This is a genomic window from Glycomyces salinus (assembly GCF_016428645.1).
In the GTDB taxonomy this organism is placed as follows: Bacteria; Actinomycetota; Actinomycetes; order Mycobacteriales; family Micromonosporaceae; genus Glycomyces; species Glycomyces salinus.
Window position 1 is genome coordinate 36862 of sequence record NZ_JAELXW010000023.1, and the last position, 12872, is coordinate 49733.

A 12872-nucleotide genomic window follows, 5' to 3' on the forward strand; every position below is an offset into this window, starting at 1 on the left:
CAAGACCGGCTAGAAGCCCGGTCCGTGCTGGTGGGCGTGGCCGTGTCCATGGCTGTGGCCATGGCCGTCCTCGTCCTCATCCTCAGGCTTTTCGACGATCGTCACCTCGGTGGTGAGCGTCATGCCGACGATCGAACCGGCGTTCAGCAGCGCGTTGCGCGTGACCTTCACCGGGTCGATGATGCCGGCCGCGACCAGGTCCTCGTAGACGCCGGTGAGGGCGTTCCAGCCCTCGCGGGCGCTGGACTTGGCCGCCACGGCCTCCACGATCACGTCGCCGGAGGCGCCGGAGTTGATCGCGATGCGGCGCAGCGGCTCGGTCAGGGCCTCCTTGACGATCTTGAGGCCAACGCGGGCCTCGGGGTCGTCGAGCTCGACCTTGTCGAGCGCCGCGAGCGCGTGGACGAAGGCCGCGCCGCCGCCGGCGACGATGCCCTCCTCGACCGCGGCCTTGGTCGCCGAGACGGCGTCCTCGATGCGGTGCTTGCGCTCCTTGAGCTCGACCTCGGTGGCCGCGCCGACCTGGATGACCGCGACGCCGCCGGAGAGCTTCGCGAGGCGCTCTTCGAGCTTCTCGCGGTCCCAGGAGGAGTCGGTCTGGTCGATCTGGGTCTTGATCTGCGAGATGCGGCCGTCGACCTCTTCCCTGGATCCGGCGCCGTCGACGACGGTGGTCGAGTCCTTGGTGACCGTGATGCGGCGGGCCGAGCCCAGGTGCGACAGGTCGGCGCTCTTGATGTCGAGGCCGACCTCCGAGGAGATCACCTCGGCACCGGTCAGGGCCGCCAGGTCGCCCAGGATGGCCTTGCGGCGGTCGCCGAAGGCCGGGGCCTTGACGGCGCAGACCTTCAGGGTCCCGCGCAGGGCGTTCACCGACAACGTGGCCAGAGCCTGGCCGTCGACGTCCTCGGCGACGATCAGCAGCGGCTTGGAGGCGTCGATGACCTTCTCCAGCACCGGCAGCAGGTCCTCGACCGAGGAGATCTTGGAGTCGACGATGAGGATGTAAGGGTCCTCGAAGACCGTCTCGCGGGCCTCGGAGTCGGTGACGAAGTTCGGCGAGATGTAGCCCTTGTCGAACTGCATGCCCTCGGTCACCTCGAGCACGGTCTCCAGGCTGGAGCCGTCCTCGATCGAGATGACGCCCTCGGCACCGACCACGTCCATGGCCTTGGCGATGAGCTCCCCGATCTCCGGGTCCTGCGCCGAGATCGAGGCGACCTGGGCGATGCTCTCGTGGTCGGAGATCTCGATGGACTGGCCCAGGAGCTCGTCGGAGACCGCCTGGGTGGCGACCTCGATGCCCTTGCGGATCGCGACCGGGTTGCCCCCGGCGGCGACGGCCCGGACGCCGGCCCGGCTCATCTTCTGGGCCAGCACCGTGGCGGTGGTGGTCCCGTCACCGGCGACGTCGTTGGTCTTGGTGGCGACCTCCTTCACCAGCTGGGCGCCCAGGTTGGCGTACGGGTCCTTGAGCTCGATCTCCTTGGCGATGGTGACGCCGTCGTTGGTGATGATCGGCGCGCCGAAGGATCGTTCGAGGACCACGTTGCGGCCCTTGGGGCCGAGCGTGACCTTGACGGTGTCGGCGAGTTCGTCGATGCCGCGCAGCAGTGCGCCGCGCGCCTCTTCGGCGAAGTTGAGAATCTTCGGCATGGTTTCCCTTCCTACTCGAGCGAGAACACGGATGGGCCCCTTGAGTCAGGGGCCCAGGTAGCGCTACTGCTCGACGACGGCGAGAACGTCGCGGGACGAGAGCACCAGGTACTCCTCGCCGGCGTACTTGACTTCGGTGCCGCCGTACTTGGAGTAGATGACCACGTCGCCGACGTTGACGTCGACGGGGATGCGGTTGCCCTTGTCGTCGAAGTTGCCCGGGCCCACGGCCAGGACGGTCCCCTCCTGGGGCTTCTCCTTGGCGGTGTCGGGAATGACGATGCCGGAAGCGGTGGTGGTCTCGGCCTCGTTGGTCTGGACCACGATGCGGTCGCCGAGCGGCTTGATAGCAGCCTTGCTCACTTGGTCTCTCCTTGCGTTACCGTTCTTTGGTGTGAACCGCCACGACGGCACGGGTCTCGTCGTCGCGGGTGCCGAGGCACCGGCCCGTGGCTTCTGGCACTCTCACGATGAGAGTGCCAAGCTGATTCTAACGCTTAGCAATCTCGACGTGCGAGTGCTAAGGGAAAGGTTAGTTCGCCCAGGTGGGAGCGTCAACGGCGGGGTCTGTGAACTCATAGGGAATCATGGGTGGCGTGGATACCAGCCTGTTCGAGGCGCTGCGAGCCGACAAGCCCCTGCAAGAGCGAGCGGCGGCGGCGCTGGCCGAGAAGGGCGACAGGGCGGCCCTGGAACTGCGCAAGGACGGCACCGCCCCGGAACTTGCGGCGGCGGCGCTGACGCTGGCGGAACTGCGCGAGAAGGCGAAGGCGAAATTCGGCGCCCGCGCGGCGCGCCTCTACTTCACCAGGCCGACCCTGGAGCAGGCCACGAGATGGCCGGTGGCCGAGCGCCGGGCGGCGAGGCTGGCCCGGCACGCCGACGAGGTGACGGACTTGTGCTGCGGCCTCGGCACGGACGCGCTGGCCTTCGCGGAGGCGGGCTTGAAGGTGACGGCCGTGGACGCGGACGAGGAGACGGCCGCGCTGGCAAGAGCCAATGCCGAATCCCTGGGATTGGACATCGATATCCGAGTAGGCGACGCCCTGCAATCGAGACTCGCAGGAGCGGTCTTCGCCGACCCGGCCCGCCGCTCAGGAGGCACGAGGGCCTTCAACCCGGCCGACTACTCACCGCCCCTGGACGCCCTGCTGGATCGCCTGAAGGGAACCGAATCGGCGGCGGTGAAGCTGGGCCCGGGAATCAAGCACGATTGGCTGCCGGAGGGAGCCGAGGCCGAATGGGTATCGGTGGACCGGGACGTGGTCGAGGCATGCCTGTGGCTGGGGAAGACTGCGGAAGTGCCGCGCCGGGCGAGTGTGTGCAAGGAAGGCCGGTGGCACGAACTGAAGGGCGACGGAAAGGCCCGAACCGAGACCGGCGAGGTGGCGGCCTACCTGTACGAACCGGACGGAGCGGTGATCAGAGCGGGACTGGTGGCCGACCTGGCGACCCGGTTGGACGCCCGCACGGCCCACCCGGACATCGCCTACCTCTATACCGACCGATTGACAGAAACCCCGTTCGCAAGGGCCTGGAAGGTGGAAGAGGTCTGGCCCCTCCACCCGAAGAAGCTCCGCGCGCTCCTGGCCGAACGAGAAATTGGCAACCTCACGATCAAGCAGAGAGGAACTGGCGTAGACCCAGCCGAACTCCGCAAGAAACTCAAACTCAAGGGCCCGAACAAGGCAACGATGGTGGCGACCCGAATCAGAGAAGCCCACGCGGCGATTCTCTGCCAAGAGGTCTAGGCAGCCGCGAACGGCTTGATCCGACTTAGGTCGTTCCCGAGGCGGTCGCGCTCGATTTCGAGGTCGTAGCGGTTCTGGAGGTTCATCCAGAACCGGTCCGAGGTGCCGAAGTACCGTGCGAGTCTGAGCGCGGTGTCGGCGCTGATGCGCCGCTTGCCGTGCACGATCTCGTTGATCCGCCGCGGCGGGGCCCCGAGCGCCATCGCGAGCCGGTACTGCGAAATACCCAAGGGCTCCAGGAACTCTTCAGCGAGGATCTCTCCCGGATGCATCGGTGGTATCAAGACTTCCACCTTCCACTCCACTTCCCGAGACCCGACAATCGCGGTATAAGCCCTCGTCCCGGTCCCGAATCGCGTCCGCCGTGCGCCTGATGACGCCGAAGATGAGTTCCTCCAGTGATACCCCTTGACGCTTTGCGGCTCCGGCGAGGAGCACTAGGTCTTCATCCTCGATATCTATGCCGATTCGCCGCTTAGCCACAGGTACCATCCATAAGCTCAAAGCTCGATCGCGACGACACCCGGAAGCGAACCGAAGCCCGCGCGCTTGTCGAGCGTCACGACCACCCTGCTGGTGGCAAGGGATGTCGCCGCGATGATGAGGTCGAGTTCGCCCCTCGGTTTCCCGATCTTGCGACAATGAACCTGCAGTTCAGCGTGATACTCACTGGTCGCATCAGTGAAGTTCTCGACCACACACAGTTCCCGAGCTGCTCTAACCGCAGCTTCACGGCCGGGGCGCTTATCAGAGTCAGCCAGTTTCACCCCCATCAGGAGTTCCGAGAGCGTCACCGCCGAAATCGCGACATCATCGTCGGGCTGAAGAATCGACGCGGGCTCAATCGCCCTGCGCTCGAACCCGATGAGCACCCCGGTGTCGAGAATCAGTCGTCTAGCCACGGATCCCGCGCCTCCACCGGCGTGTTCATCTGCTCATGCACCTCTTCGAGCACGTCGGCGAAGTCCTCGTCGGGCTCCCGCGCGGCGTAAGCCGCGATAATCGCGGCACCGTTGGCGTGGTGCGGCGGCATGATCGTCGCGACGTGCTGGCCGCCGCGCATGACCTCGAATACCTTGCCATGCAGCGATTCGTCCAGCACCCACGAGAAGCGCCTTGCAGCCTCGGTTGCAGTAATCATGGTCATGCCATCATAGTAGCCGGAAAATCATACACCGAGCTAGGTCTGATTATCGGATCCAATCAGATCCTTGCCGGGTTACGAATCATTCGCGTGTATCACACGTGGAGGCGGGCGGTGAGGTCTACTTCCACTCGTTGGTCCCTGTAGCCGAGGGCGGTCACTCCTACTACCGTGCTCGCCGCCTTGAAGGCCGGGCCGAGCTCCTGGTGGTCGGCCAGTTTGTGCCAGGTTCGGCCTACCTCCCCGCTGTCGGTGCTGACCACGTAGACCACCGAGCGGACCGCATCCTCCGGGGTCGCTCCCACCGAGGCCAGGGCCGCCAGGCAGTTGGCCGCCACCTGTTCGATCTGGCGGTCCAGGTCGCCTACGCCGACCACGTTCTCCTCGGCGTCGAGCGGGCACTGCCCGGCCAGGTAGGCGGTCGGACCGGCCTCGACCACGGTCACGTGCTCGTATCCCGCCGTGGGGTGCAAGGGTTCGCTCATGCGCCGAGGCTATTCGGCGGCCGGGTCCGACGCGACCGGTTTTCACCGAGCCCGCCGCCGGGCTCCTGGTCAGTGCGTGAGCTTGTAGCGCAGGTTCGCGTCCTTCTCCGAGACCATGCGCTCCAGGTCGACCTGGTAGTTGGCCATCTTGTCCCGCAGGGCCTCGTCGCTGGCACCGAGGATGCGGACGGCCAGCAGCCCCGCGTTGCGGGCGCCGCCGATCGAGACCGTGGCGACCGGGACACCCGCGGGCATCTGGGCGATCGAGAGCAGGGAGTCCATCCCGTCCAGGTGCTTCAGCGGCACCGGGACCCCGATCACAGGGAGAGGGGTCGCGCTCGCGACCATGCCCGGCAGGTGCGCCGCGCCCCCGGCTCCGGCGATGATGACCTGGATGCCCCTGGAGGCGGCCGAACCGGCATAACTCAGCATGCTGTGGGGGGTGCGGTGGGCCGAGACCACCCGGACCTCGAAGGAGATCCCGAACTCCTCGAGCGCCCCAGTGGCGGGCTCCATGGTCGGCCAGTCCGAATCGGAACCCATGATCACGCCGACATGGGCGCGTTCGTTGTCACTCATGCCGACAGACTACTTGCCTTCCGTGAGCCGACGGGCCGCTCGCCGGGCGCGTTCACGCAGTTCGGCCACGTCGTCGCCGCACACGGTCACGTGCCCGATCTTGCGGCCGGGCCGAACGGCCTTGCCGTAGAGGTGGACGCGCGCGGCCGTGTCGTCGGCCATCAGGTGCTGGAGCCGCTCGTCGAGGCGCGGGCCTCCGGCCTCGCCGCCGAGGACGTTGGCCATCACCGTCACCGGGGCCGCGGTCTCGGCCGAGCCGAGCGGGTAGTCCAGGACGGCCCGCAGGTGCTGCTCGAACTGGCTGGTCACCGCGCCTTCGATGGTCCAGTGCCCGGAGTTGTGGGCGCGCATGGCCAGTTCGTTGACGCTGAGCCTTTGAGAACCGTCGCCCTCCTCGGTCTGGAACAGCTCGACGGCGAGCATCCCGCACACGCCCAGCTCCTCGGCGACGGTGCGGGCGATGGCGGCGGCCTCGGCGGCGGTCGCCTCGTCGAGGTCCTGCGCCGGAGCGATGACCTCGGTGCAGATCCCGCCGACCTGCACGGTCTCGACCACCGGGTAGACGGCCGTCTCGCCGCGCGGCGAGCGGGCGACCTGGACGGCGAGCTCCCTGACCAGGGGCATCCGCTCCTCGGCGATGAGCCGGATGCCGGAGGCGAGGACCTCCTCGGCGTCGGCGGCCGAATCGACCATCCACACGCCCTTGCCGTCGTAGCCGCCGGTGGCGGCCTTGAGCACACACGGCGTCCCGAACTCGGCGACGTCGGCGGCCGCGGCGACCGGCGCCCAGCGCGGCTGCGGCAGGCCGAGCTTGCCGAGCCGCTCCCGCATGGCCTGCTTGTCCTGGGCGAACAGGAGTGCCTCGGGCCTGGGCTGCACCTCGACGCCCTCGGCGACGAGGGCCCGCAGGGCCTCCTGCGGCACGTGCTCGTGGTCGAAGGTGACCACGGTGGCGCCGGAGGCGAACTCGCGCAGGGCGTCGAGGTCGCGGTAGTCGCCGATCCGCACCTGGGAGGCGACGGCGGCCGCGCTCTCGGCGGGGTCGGCGGCGAGGATCTTGAGGCTCTGGCCGAGGGCTATCGCGGCCTGGTGGGTCATGCGGGCGAGCTGCCCGGCGCCGATCATGGCCACGGTCGGAAGTTGGGTCGCTGCGTCCACGCCGGAGAGCTTAACGCGAGGTCGGGCGCGGGCTCCGGCAGCTGAGGGCGAGCGTGAGGAAGGTCCTCACGGCCGCGGAGAGGCGTCGGCGGCGAGTTCGGCGATCGAGAGGCCGAGCACGCGGCACAGGGAGGCGACGGTGAAGAAGGCGGGCGCGGCGATGCGGCCGGTCTCGATCTTGCGGAGGGTCTCGGGCGAGACGCCCGCGGCGTAGGCGACCTCGCCGAGGGCACGGTCACCGCGGGCTTCGCGGAGCGTGCGGCCGAGCGCGCGCCCGCGAGCGCGTTCGGCGGGAGTCAGCGTCGGCCGGATCATGACGGTATTATAGTACCGGTATAAAAATACCAACATTTTCGCGCGAGGAGGAAGCCCCATGATCGAGCTGCACACCCCCGAGGAGATCGCCCGAATGCGCCCGGCCGGGCGCTTCGTGGCCCAGACGCTCACCGAGCTGTCCGAGGTCGCCGACATCGGCGTCAACCTCCTGGACCTCGACGACCTGGCCCACCGCCGCATCAAAGAGGCCGGCGCGACCTCCTGCTACATCGACTACCACCCCTCGTTCGGGGCGCGGCCGTTCGGGAAGGTCCTGTGCACCTCGGTCAACGACGCGGTCCTGCACGGCCTGCCGTTCGACTACAAGCTCCGCGACGGCGACCTGGTGAGCCTCGACTTCGCCGTCTCGGTCGACGGCTGGGTGGCCGACTCGGCCCTCAGCTTCACCGTCGGCACGCCCCGCGAGGAGGACCTGAGACTCATCGACACCGCCGCCCGCGCTCTGGAGGCCGGAATCGGCGCGGCCCGCGCCGACAACAAGATCGGCGACATCTCCGCGGCGATCGCCGAGGTCGCCCGCGCCGAGGGTCTGGGCATCAACACCGAGTTCGGCGGCCACGGCGTGGGACGCGAGATGCACGGCGACCCGCACATCCCCAACGACGGCCGCCCCGGCCGCGGCATGCGGCTGAGGCCCGGCCTGGTCATCGCGATCGAGCCGTGGTTCCTGCAGAGCACCGACAAGATCCGCTACGACACCGACGGCTGGACGCTGCGCAGCGCCGACGGCTCGCGCGGGGCGCACATGGAGCACACGATCGCGGTCACCGAAGGCGACCCGGTCGTCCTGACCGACCGCGCCGATCTGCCGAAGCGGCGCTAACTCCCGGTCTCGGCGCGCCGCAGCCGCTCGAAGCGGTCGACCATGCGCTCGGTGCGGATCTCCTCGGCGGTGACGGCGTAGCCGTAGTGGTCGCGCCAGTCGCCGTCGATGTAGAGGTAGCGCTTGTGCAGGCCCTCGCGCCGCAGCCCCAGCTTCTCGGCGACCCGGTTCGACGGCCCGTTCTCGGGCCGGATGTTGACCTCGATGCGGTGCAGACGCCCCACGGTCAGCGCGTGGTCGATCACCATCGCCAGCGCGGTCGCGGTGATGCCCTTCCCGGCGTGGCCCTGGTCGATCCAGTACCCGGCGTAGGCCGAGCCGAAGGCGCGCCGCACGATGTTGCCGACGGTCAGCCCCCCGCACAGCGCCCCGCGGTAGCAGACGGCGAGCGGCCAGCTCGTGCCCTCCTTGACCGAGCGTTTGAGCCCGCGCATCATCGAGCGGAAGGCGGCGGGCGAATGCGCCTCGTGCCAAGTGGTTCCGGTGCCGGGCTCCCATGGGGCGAGCCAGGCCTCGTTGGCGCGGCGCAACTCGCTCCACCGCCGCGCGTCGCCGCGGCGGAACGGCCGAACGCTCACCTCGCCGTGTTCGAGGTGCACCGGCCATCCGGGGTTGGAAAGGGTCATCTAGTGCGGTCCAATAGCAGTACGTCTACGGTCGACCCGGCGGGCACTCGGGTCGCGTTCTCGCCGATCGTCATCAGACCGGTCGCTTCGGCCAGTCCGGTGAGAGTGTAGGAGGAGGTCCCCAGCGGGGCCACGGTGTAGCCGCCGCCGCGCCGTTCGGCGACGCGGACCGGGCGGAATTCGCGCAGTCCGTTCGGTGAGGATACGGGCTCGGTCAGGTTGGCGCGCACGCTGGGCCGGAAGACCGGCTCCGCCCCGGCCAGACGCTGGATGAGCGGGCGCGCGAACATCTCGAACGCGACCTGCGCGGCGACCGGGTCGCCCGGCAGGCACACGATCGGGACCTCCTCGGGCCCGATGGTGCCGAAGCCCATCGTCTCGCACAGGTAGACCGCGACCGGTTCGAACGAGACCGCGCCGTCACGGGAGAGCGTGCGCCGCACCATGTCTCCGGGACCGGTGCCGGTGCCGCCGGTCGTGACGACCAGGTCGGCGCGGAGGATCTGGTCGTCGAGGACGGCCCGCAGCGCGTCGGGGTCGTCGTCGCAGATGCCGACCCGGTAGGCGTGGGCGCCGGCCTCGGAGGCGGCGGCGGTGACCACGTGGGAGTCGACGTCGACCAGCTGCCCGGGCTGGGAGGGCCGGCCGGTGTCGACCAGTTCGTCGCCGGTGGCGATGACGACCACGCGCGGGGTCGGGCGGACCACCACGTCGGCGATCCCGGCCCCGGCCAGCAGCGCGATCAGCTGCGGGGTGACGCGGCGGCCCTCGTGGGCCAGGACCTCGCCGGAGGTGCGCTCCGAGCCGAGGCGCCGGACGCCGTGGCCGCGGCGCGGCACCTGCCTCACCTCGACGGTGGCCATGCCCTCGTCGGTCCAGGTCAGGGGCACGACGATGTCGGCGCCGACCGGGAGCGGGGCCCCGGCGGCGACCGAGAAGCAGGTGCCCGAGACCAGGCGCACCGGCCGCCATGAGGAGGCGGCCAGGTCGCCGAGGACTTTGAGGTTGACCCCGCGCTCGGGGCTGGCCCCGGACAGGTCGTCGGCGTTGGCGGCGTAGCCGTCGATGGCGGCGTAGTCGAACGCGGGGAGCGGCCCGGGGCCGGTGACGTCCTCGGCGAGGACCGAGCCGGTCGACCGGGTCATGTCGACGTCGACCGGCGGCAGCGGGCGGACCAGGGCCAGAGCCTTGGACAGGAAATCCGCCAGTGGCGTCGCCTCGCCGCTCCCCTTCACTGATTCAGCCCCCCGTGTGTCGAGTCCCCGCCGTGCGTCGGCACTGCCTGTCTCGGCGAAGCCCGTGAGAGGTCACTTCACCCTGCCGCGTTCACGTCAACCCAGTGTCGCACTGAAATCGCGCAGCCAGGCGTTGAAGCCGGGCAAGTCGTCCCTCTCAGTGGCGAGTTCTATGAGGGTCTGGAGGTATGCGGCCGGTTCGCCGGTGTCGTACCGGCGGCCCCGGAACACCACCCCGTGGACGGGGGTTCCGTTGGCGCGCATGGTGTCCATGGCGTCGGTCAGCTGGATCTCGCCGCCGCGCCCGGGCGGGGTGTCGGCCAGGACGGGGAAGATGGACCCGGGCAGGACGTAGCGTCCGATGAGGATGAGGTTGCTGGGCGCGTCGTCGACGGCCGGCTTCTCGACCATGCCGGTGACCTCGACGACGTCGTCCCGGTCGGTCTCGCGGACGGCGGCCACGCCGTACCTGGAGACGTCCTCGCGCGGGACCTCCATGAGCGCCAGGACGATCCCGCCGGTCTCGGCCTGGAGTTCGGTCATGCGCGGCAGGAGCTTGTCGTCGAGGTGGCAGAACTCGTCGCCGAGCAGGACCGCGAACGGCTCGTCGCCGACGCTGGCCTCGGCGCGGCCGACCGCGTGGCCCAGGCCCTTGGCCCCGCCCTGGCGGATCGCGGCGATCTCGGCGATGGACTCGGGGGCCTTGACCTTGGCGAGCATGGCGTCCTTGCCCTTGGCCTCGAGCGCGTTGTCGAGGTCGGCGCGGGCGTCGAAGTAGTCGATCATCGAGTCCTTGCCGGGGGCGGTGACGAGGGTGACCTCGCCCAGGCCCGCGGCGGCGGCCTCTTCGACGATGTACTGGAGGACCGGCTTGTCGACGATCGGCAGGAGTTCCTTCGGCACGGCCTTGGTGACCGGTAGGAATCGCGTGGCGAAGCCGGCTGCGGGAATGACGGCCTTGGTGGCGCGGCGCGAGGTAGATGACATAGGCCGAGCGTAGCGTGACTACCGAAGGTCACATCTCGGCCACCCTGGTCTTCCCTGGTGGTCGGCTTAGGTCGCGGCTATCTTCCAGGTGTCGCGCCCGGCCGCCTTGGCGGCGTAGAGGGCCTCGTCGGCCGCGGCCATCACGCCGGAGGCGGTGTCGGCGTGCTCGCCGAGGACGGCGATGCCGAGCGAGACGGTGATGCGCAGTTCCAGGCCGCCTTCGGCGGCGTTGACCTTGAACGGCTTGCCGGCCACGGCCCGGCCGAGCCGCTCGGCCACGGCCGAGGCGCCGGCGGCGTCGGTCTCGGGCAGCAGCACCATGAACTCCTCGCCGCCGTGCCTGAAGGCCAGGTCGACCTCTCTGATCTGGCCGGTGATGCGGCGGGCCAGCTCGGTCAGGACCTGGTCGCCCACGGGGTGACCGTAGGTGTCGTTGACGGCCTTGAACAGGTCGAGGTCGATCGCCAGCAGCGCCGAGGGCCGCCGGTGGCGGCGGGCCCGCTCGGCCTCCCGGCGCAGGGAGGTCTGGAGGAACCGGTAGTTCCACAGCCCGGTGAGCGGGTCGGTCAGGCTCAGCCGCTGCGCCTGGCGGTGCAGCAGCACGTTCTCCACGGCCACGGCGACCTGGCCGGCGAAGGTCTTGAGGGTCTCGACGTCGCCGTCGTCGAAGTCCTGCCCGGCGATCCGGTCGTAGAGGACCAGCACGCCCAGGACTCCGTCGTCGGTGTCGGCGGACGCGGAGGCGGGGTCGTCGGAGAGGATCCGCCGGGCCGACCACTGGTCGGACTCGACGGCGCGGCGGCCGCTGAAGGGCACGGCGACGACGGTGCGCGCGTCGGGTTCGGTCTCGGCGCGCTTCCACCGGCCGAGCCGTCCGGCCTCGATGCGGCCGCGCGCGGGCACGCCGCCGGCGGCGATGGCGCCGATGACGCCCTCCCCGAGCCGGACCGAGGCCGGGCCGTCCATGCCGAGTTCGCCTTCGCCGGCCCGCTGCCGCAGCAGCTGGGAGTCCTCGACGTCGACGAGCATGATCACTCCGGCCTCGGCATTGGTGGTGACCATGGCGGTGTCGAGGATGACCTCGAGGATGCGGTCGAGGTCGAGCGTGGCGGTCAGGGTCTGGCCGAGCCAGCCCAGCTGGCCGCGCATCTGGTCCCGGGAGGCGGTCAGGGCCTGCACGTACGCCTGGGTCTGGGCGGTCATGCGGTTGAAGTTGAGGGCCAGGTTGGCGAGTTCGTCGGTGCCGTGGACGGGGACGCGGACGTCCAGGTCGCCGTCGCTGACGCGCTCGGCCGCGGCGGTGACCTCGGCCAGGGGCCGGGTGGTCGAGCGCGAGAGCCAGGCGGCCAGGGCCATCGCGCACACCGCCGAGGCCAGGACCATGGCGGCCAGCGTCCAGTACATGGGGGTGATCTCGGTGGAGGGGATGCCGATGCGCAGCGGCAGGAACGCCTCGGTGGCGGTCCAGCGCCCGGCGTCCTCGTTCCCGGCCGCGAGCGGGGCGGCGCGGCCGTCGAGGAGGACCAGGTCGGCGTCGGCGGCGCTGGCCACGGAGGTCAGGAAGCGGTCGTCGACCACGCGGTAGGCGGTGAAGCGGGAGTCGGTGCCGTCGGCGTTCTGGACGGTGGCCTCGGCGGCGAGGGCGACGATCGAGCCCTGGGCGTCGGCCTCGTGCTCGGCGCCGCATTCGACCCAGGAGCCCTCGGGGGCGGCCGCGCCGACTCCGGAGGCCCCGGCGGCGGCGTCCATGCCGACGAAGACGACGCCGTCGACCACGGCGCGCCGGACGGCCAGATCGGCCATCTCGCGCGCGTTGTCGTGGCCGCCGCTACGGTAGTTCATGGCCACCGCCGCCACGGAGGCCTGAACCCGTTCGCAGATGGTCCCGAGAGTGGAGTCGACATTGGTGACCGCCGACTGCTCCAGCGCCTGGGTGCGGGATTCGGACAGATGCGACATGATGGCAGCCACGAAGACGGCTCCCACCAGTACCGGCCCGAGCACGACGACAAGGAACGCCGTGGTGAGCCGTGAGCGCAGCGACACCGAAGCCCCCTCAAGTTCACTCCCTAGAAGACTACCTAGAGCGACC

The 12872-nt window shown here is 69.8% G+C and carries 15 protein-coding genes; 2 read left to right on the forward strand and 13 right to left on the reverse strand.

Annotation, left to right across the window (positions count from 1 at the left end; all coding sequences use genetic code 11):
- Window positions 1–9 precede the first annotated feature (9 nt).
- Both groL and groES read right to left on the reverse strand, forming a co-directional pair.
- The gene (groL, locus tag JFB92_RS09130; protein ID WP_199037270.1) at window positions 10–1656 is read right to left on the reverse strand and encodes a chaperonin GroEL; all 1647 of its coding nucleotides are present in this window, start codon (window positions 1654–1656) and stop codon (window positions 10–12) included.
- A gap of 63 nt (window positions 1657–1719) precedes the next feature.
- On the reverse strand, window positions 1720–2019 hold the full coding sequence (groES, locus tag JFB92_RS09135; protein WP_199037272.1) for a co-chaperone GroES: 300 nt from the start codon (window positions 2017–2019) through the stop codon (window positions 1720–1722).
- Window positions 2020–2252: 233 nt separating this feature from the next.
- Here groES and JFB92_RS09140 point away from each other — a divergent pair, with 233 nt between their 5' ends.
- A complete protein-coding gene (locus JFB92_RS09140) occupies window positions 2253–3407 on the forward strand; it encodes a class I SAM-dependent methyltransferase (RefSeq protein ID WP_199037274.1) in 1155 nt (384 codons plus the stop codon).
- Here the strand turns inward: JFB92_RS09140 and JFB92_RS09145 are convergent.
- From JFB92_RS09145 to JFB92_RS09175, 7 genes are all read right to left on the reverse strand, one after another.
- The gene (locus JFB92_RS09145) at window positions 3404–3679 is read right to left on the reverse strand and encodes a HigA family addiction module antitoxin (protein ID WP_199037421.1); all 276 of its coding nucleotides are present in this window, start codon (window positions 3677–3679) and stop codon (window positions 3404–3406) included. The two genes, JFB92_RS09140 and JFB92_RS09145, sit on opposite strands and share 4 nt — an antisense overlap.
- 228 nt (window positions 3680–3907) lie before the next feature.
- A complete protein-coding gene (locus JFB92_RS09150) occupies window positions 3908–4309 on the reverse strand; it encodes a type II toxin-antitoxin system VapC family toxin (RefSeq protein ID WP_199037276.1) in 402 nt (133 codons plus the stop codon).
- Entirely contained in the window at window positions 4294–4554 is a 261-nt protein-coding gene (locus JFB92_RS09155) for a hypothetical protein (RefSeq protein ID WP_199037278.1), read from the reverse strand. Before JFB92_RS09155 ends, JFB92_RS09150 begins: the two co-directional genes overlap by 16 nt.
- Window positions 4555–4646: 92 nt before the next feature.
- Window positions 4647–5036, reverse strand: a complete 390-nt coding sequence (locus JFB92_RS09160; RefSeq protein WP_199037280.1) for a RidA family protein — start codon at window positions 5034–5036, stop codon at window positions 4647–4649.
- Between the two features lie 69 nt (window positions 5037–5105).
- Window positions 5106–5615, reverse strand: a complete 510-nt coding sequence (gene purE / locus JFB92_RS09165; RefSeq protein ID WP_199037282.1) for a 5-(carboxyamino)imidazole ribonucleotide mutase — start codon at window positions 5613–5615, stop codon at window positions 5106–5108.
- 9 nt (window positions 5616–5624) lie between these two features.
- The gene (locus tag JFB92_RS09170; protein WP_199037284.1) at window positions 5625–6773 is read right to left on the reverse strand and encodes a 5-(carboxyamino)imidazole ribonucleotide synthase; all 1149 of its coding nucleotides are present in this window, start codon (window positions 6771–6773) and stop codon (window positions 5625–5627) included.
- 66 nt (window positions 6774–6839) lie between these two features.
- Window positions 6840–7088, reverse strand: coding sequence for a helix-turn-helix domain-containing protein (locus JFB92_RS09175; protein ID WP_199037286.1), 249 nt, complete (start codon window positions 7086–7088; stop codon window positions 6840–6842).
- A gap of 58 nt (window positions 7089–7146) precedes the next feature.
- On the opposite strand from JFB92_RS09175, the gene map reads away from it, so the two are divergent.
- Window positions 7147–7932, forward strand: a complete 786-nt coding sequence (map, locus tag JFB92_RS09180) for a type I methionyl aminopeptidase (protein WP_199037288.1) — start codon at window positions 7147–7149, stop codon at window positions 7930–7932.
- Here the strand turns inward: map and JFB92_RS09185 are convergent.
- The 4 genes from JFB92_RS09185 to JFB92_RS09200 all read right to left on the reverse strand — a co-directional run bounded on the left by JFB92_RS09185 (window position 7929) and on the right by JFB92_RS09200 (window position 12826).
- Window positions 7929–8558: a GNAT family N-acetyltransferase gene (locus tag JFB92_RS09185; protein ID WP_199037290.1), complete on the reverse strand. Its 630-nt coding sequence runs from the start codon at window positions 8556–8558 to the stop codon at window positions 7929–7931. The two genes, map and JFB92_RS09185, sit on opposite strands and share 4 nt — an antisense overlap.
- Entirely contained in the window at window positions 8555–9793 is a 1239-nt protein-coding gene (locus tag JFB92_RS09190) for a molybdopterin molybdotransferase MoeA (RefSeq protein WP_307789074.1), read from the reverse strand. The genes JFB92_RS09185 and JFB92_RS09190 overlap by 4 nt, the downstream gene beginning before the upstream one ends.
- Before the next feature lie 96 nt (window positions 9794–9889).
- Window positions 9890–10780, reverse strand: a complete 891-nt coding sequence (locus tag JFB92_RS09195) for a UTP--glucose-1-phosphate uridylyltransferase (protein ID WP_199037292.1) — start codon at window positions 10778–10780, stop codon at window positions 9890–9892.
- A 66-nt stretch (window positions 10781–10846) separates the two neighbouring features.
- Complete coding sequence (locus JFB92_RS09200; protein WP_199037297.1) at window positions 10847–12826, reverse strand: diguanylate cyclase; 1980 nt, start codon at window positions 12824–12826, stop codon at window positions 10847–10849.
- Between the last annotated feature and the right edge of the window lie 46 nt (window positions 12827–12872).

Bases quoted from the DNA above. Each gene is read 5' to 3' on its own strand.
- JFB92_RS09195 (WP_199037292.1), bottom strand. From the start codon at position 10,780: ATGTCATCTACCTCGCGCCGCGCCACCAAGGCCGTCATTCCCGCAGCC.
- map (WP_199037288.1), top strand. From the start codon at position 7,147: ATGATCGAGCTGCACACCCCCGAGGAGATCGCCCGAATGCGCCCGGCC.
- JFB92_RS09155 (WP_199037278.1), bottom strand. From the start codon at position 4,554: ATGACCATGATTACTGCAACCGAGGCTGCAAGGCGCTTCTCGTGGGTG.
- groL (WP_199037270.1), bottom strand. From the start codon at position 1,656: ATGCCGAAGATTCTCAACTTCGCCGAAGAGGCGCGCGGCGCACTGCTG.
- purE (WP_199037282.1), bottom strand. From the start codon at position 5,615: ATGAGTGACAACGAACGCGCCCATGTCGGCGTGATCATGGGTTCCGAT.
- JFB92_RS09175 (WP_199037286.1), bottom strand. From the start codon at position 7,088: ATGATCCGGCCGACGCTGACTCCCGCCGAACGCGCTCGCGGGCGCGCG.
- JFB92_RS09145 (WP_199037421.1), bottom strand. From the start codon at position 3,679: ATGCATCCGGGAGAGATCCTCGCTGAAGAGTTCCTGGAGCCCTTGGGT.
- JFB92_RS09160 (WP_199037280.1), bottom strand. From the start codon at position 5,036: ATGAGCGAACCCTTGCACCCCACGGCGGGATACGAGCACGTGACCGTG.
- JFB92_RS09185 (WP_199037290.1), bottom strand. From the start codon at position 8,558: ATGACCCTTTCCAACCCCGGATGGCCGGTGCACCTCGAACACGGCGAG.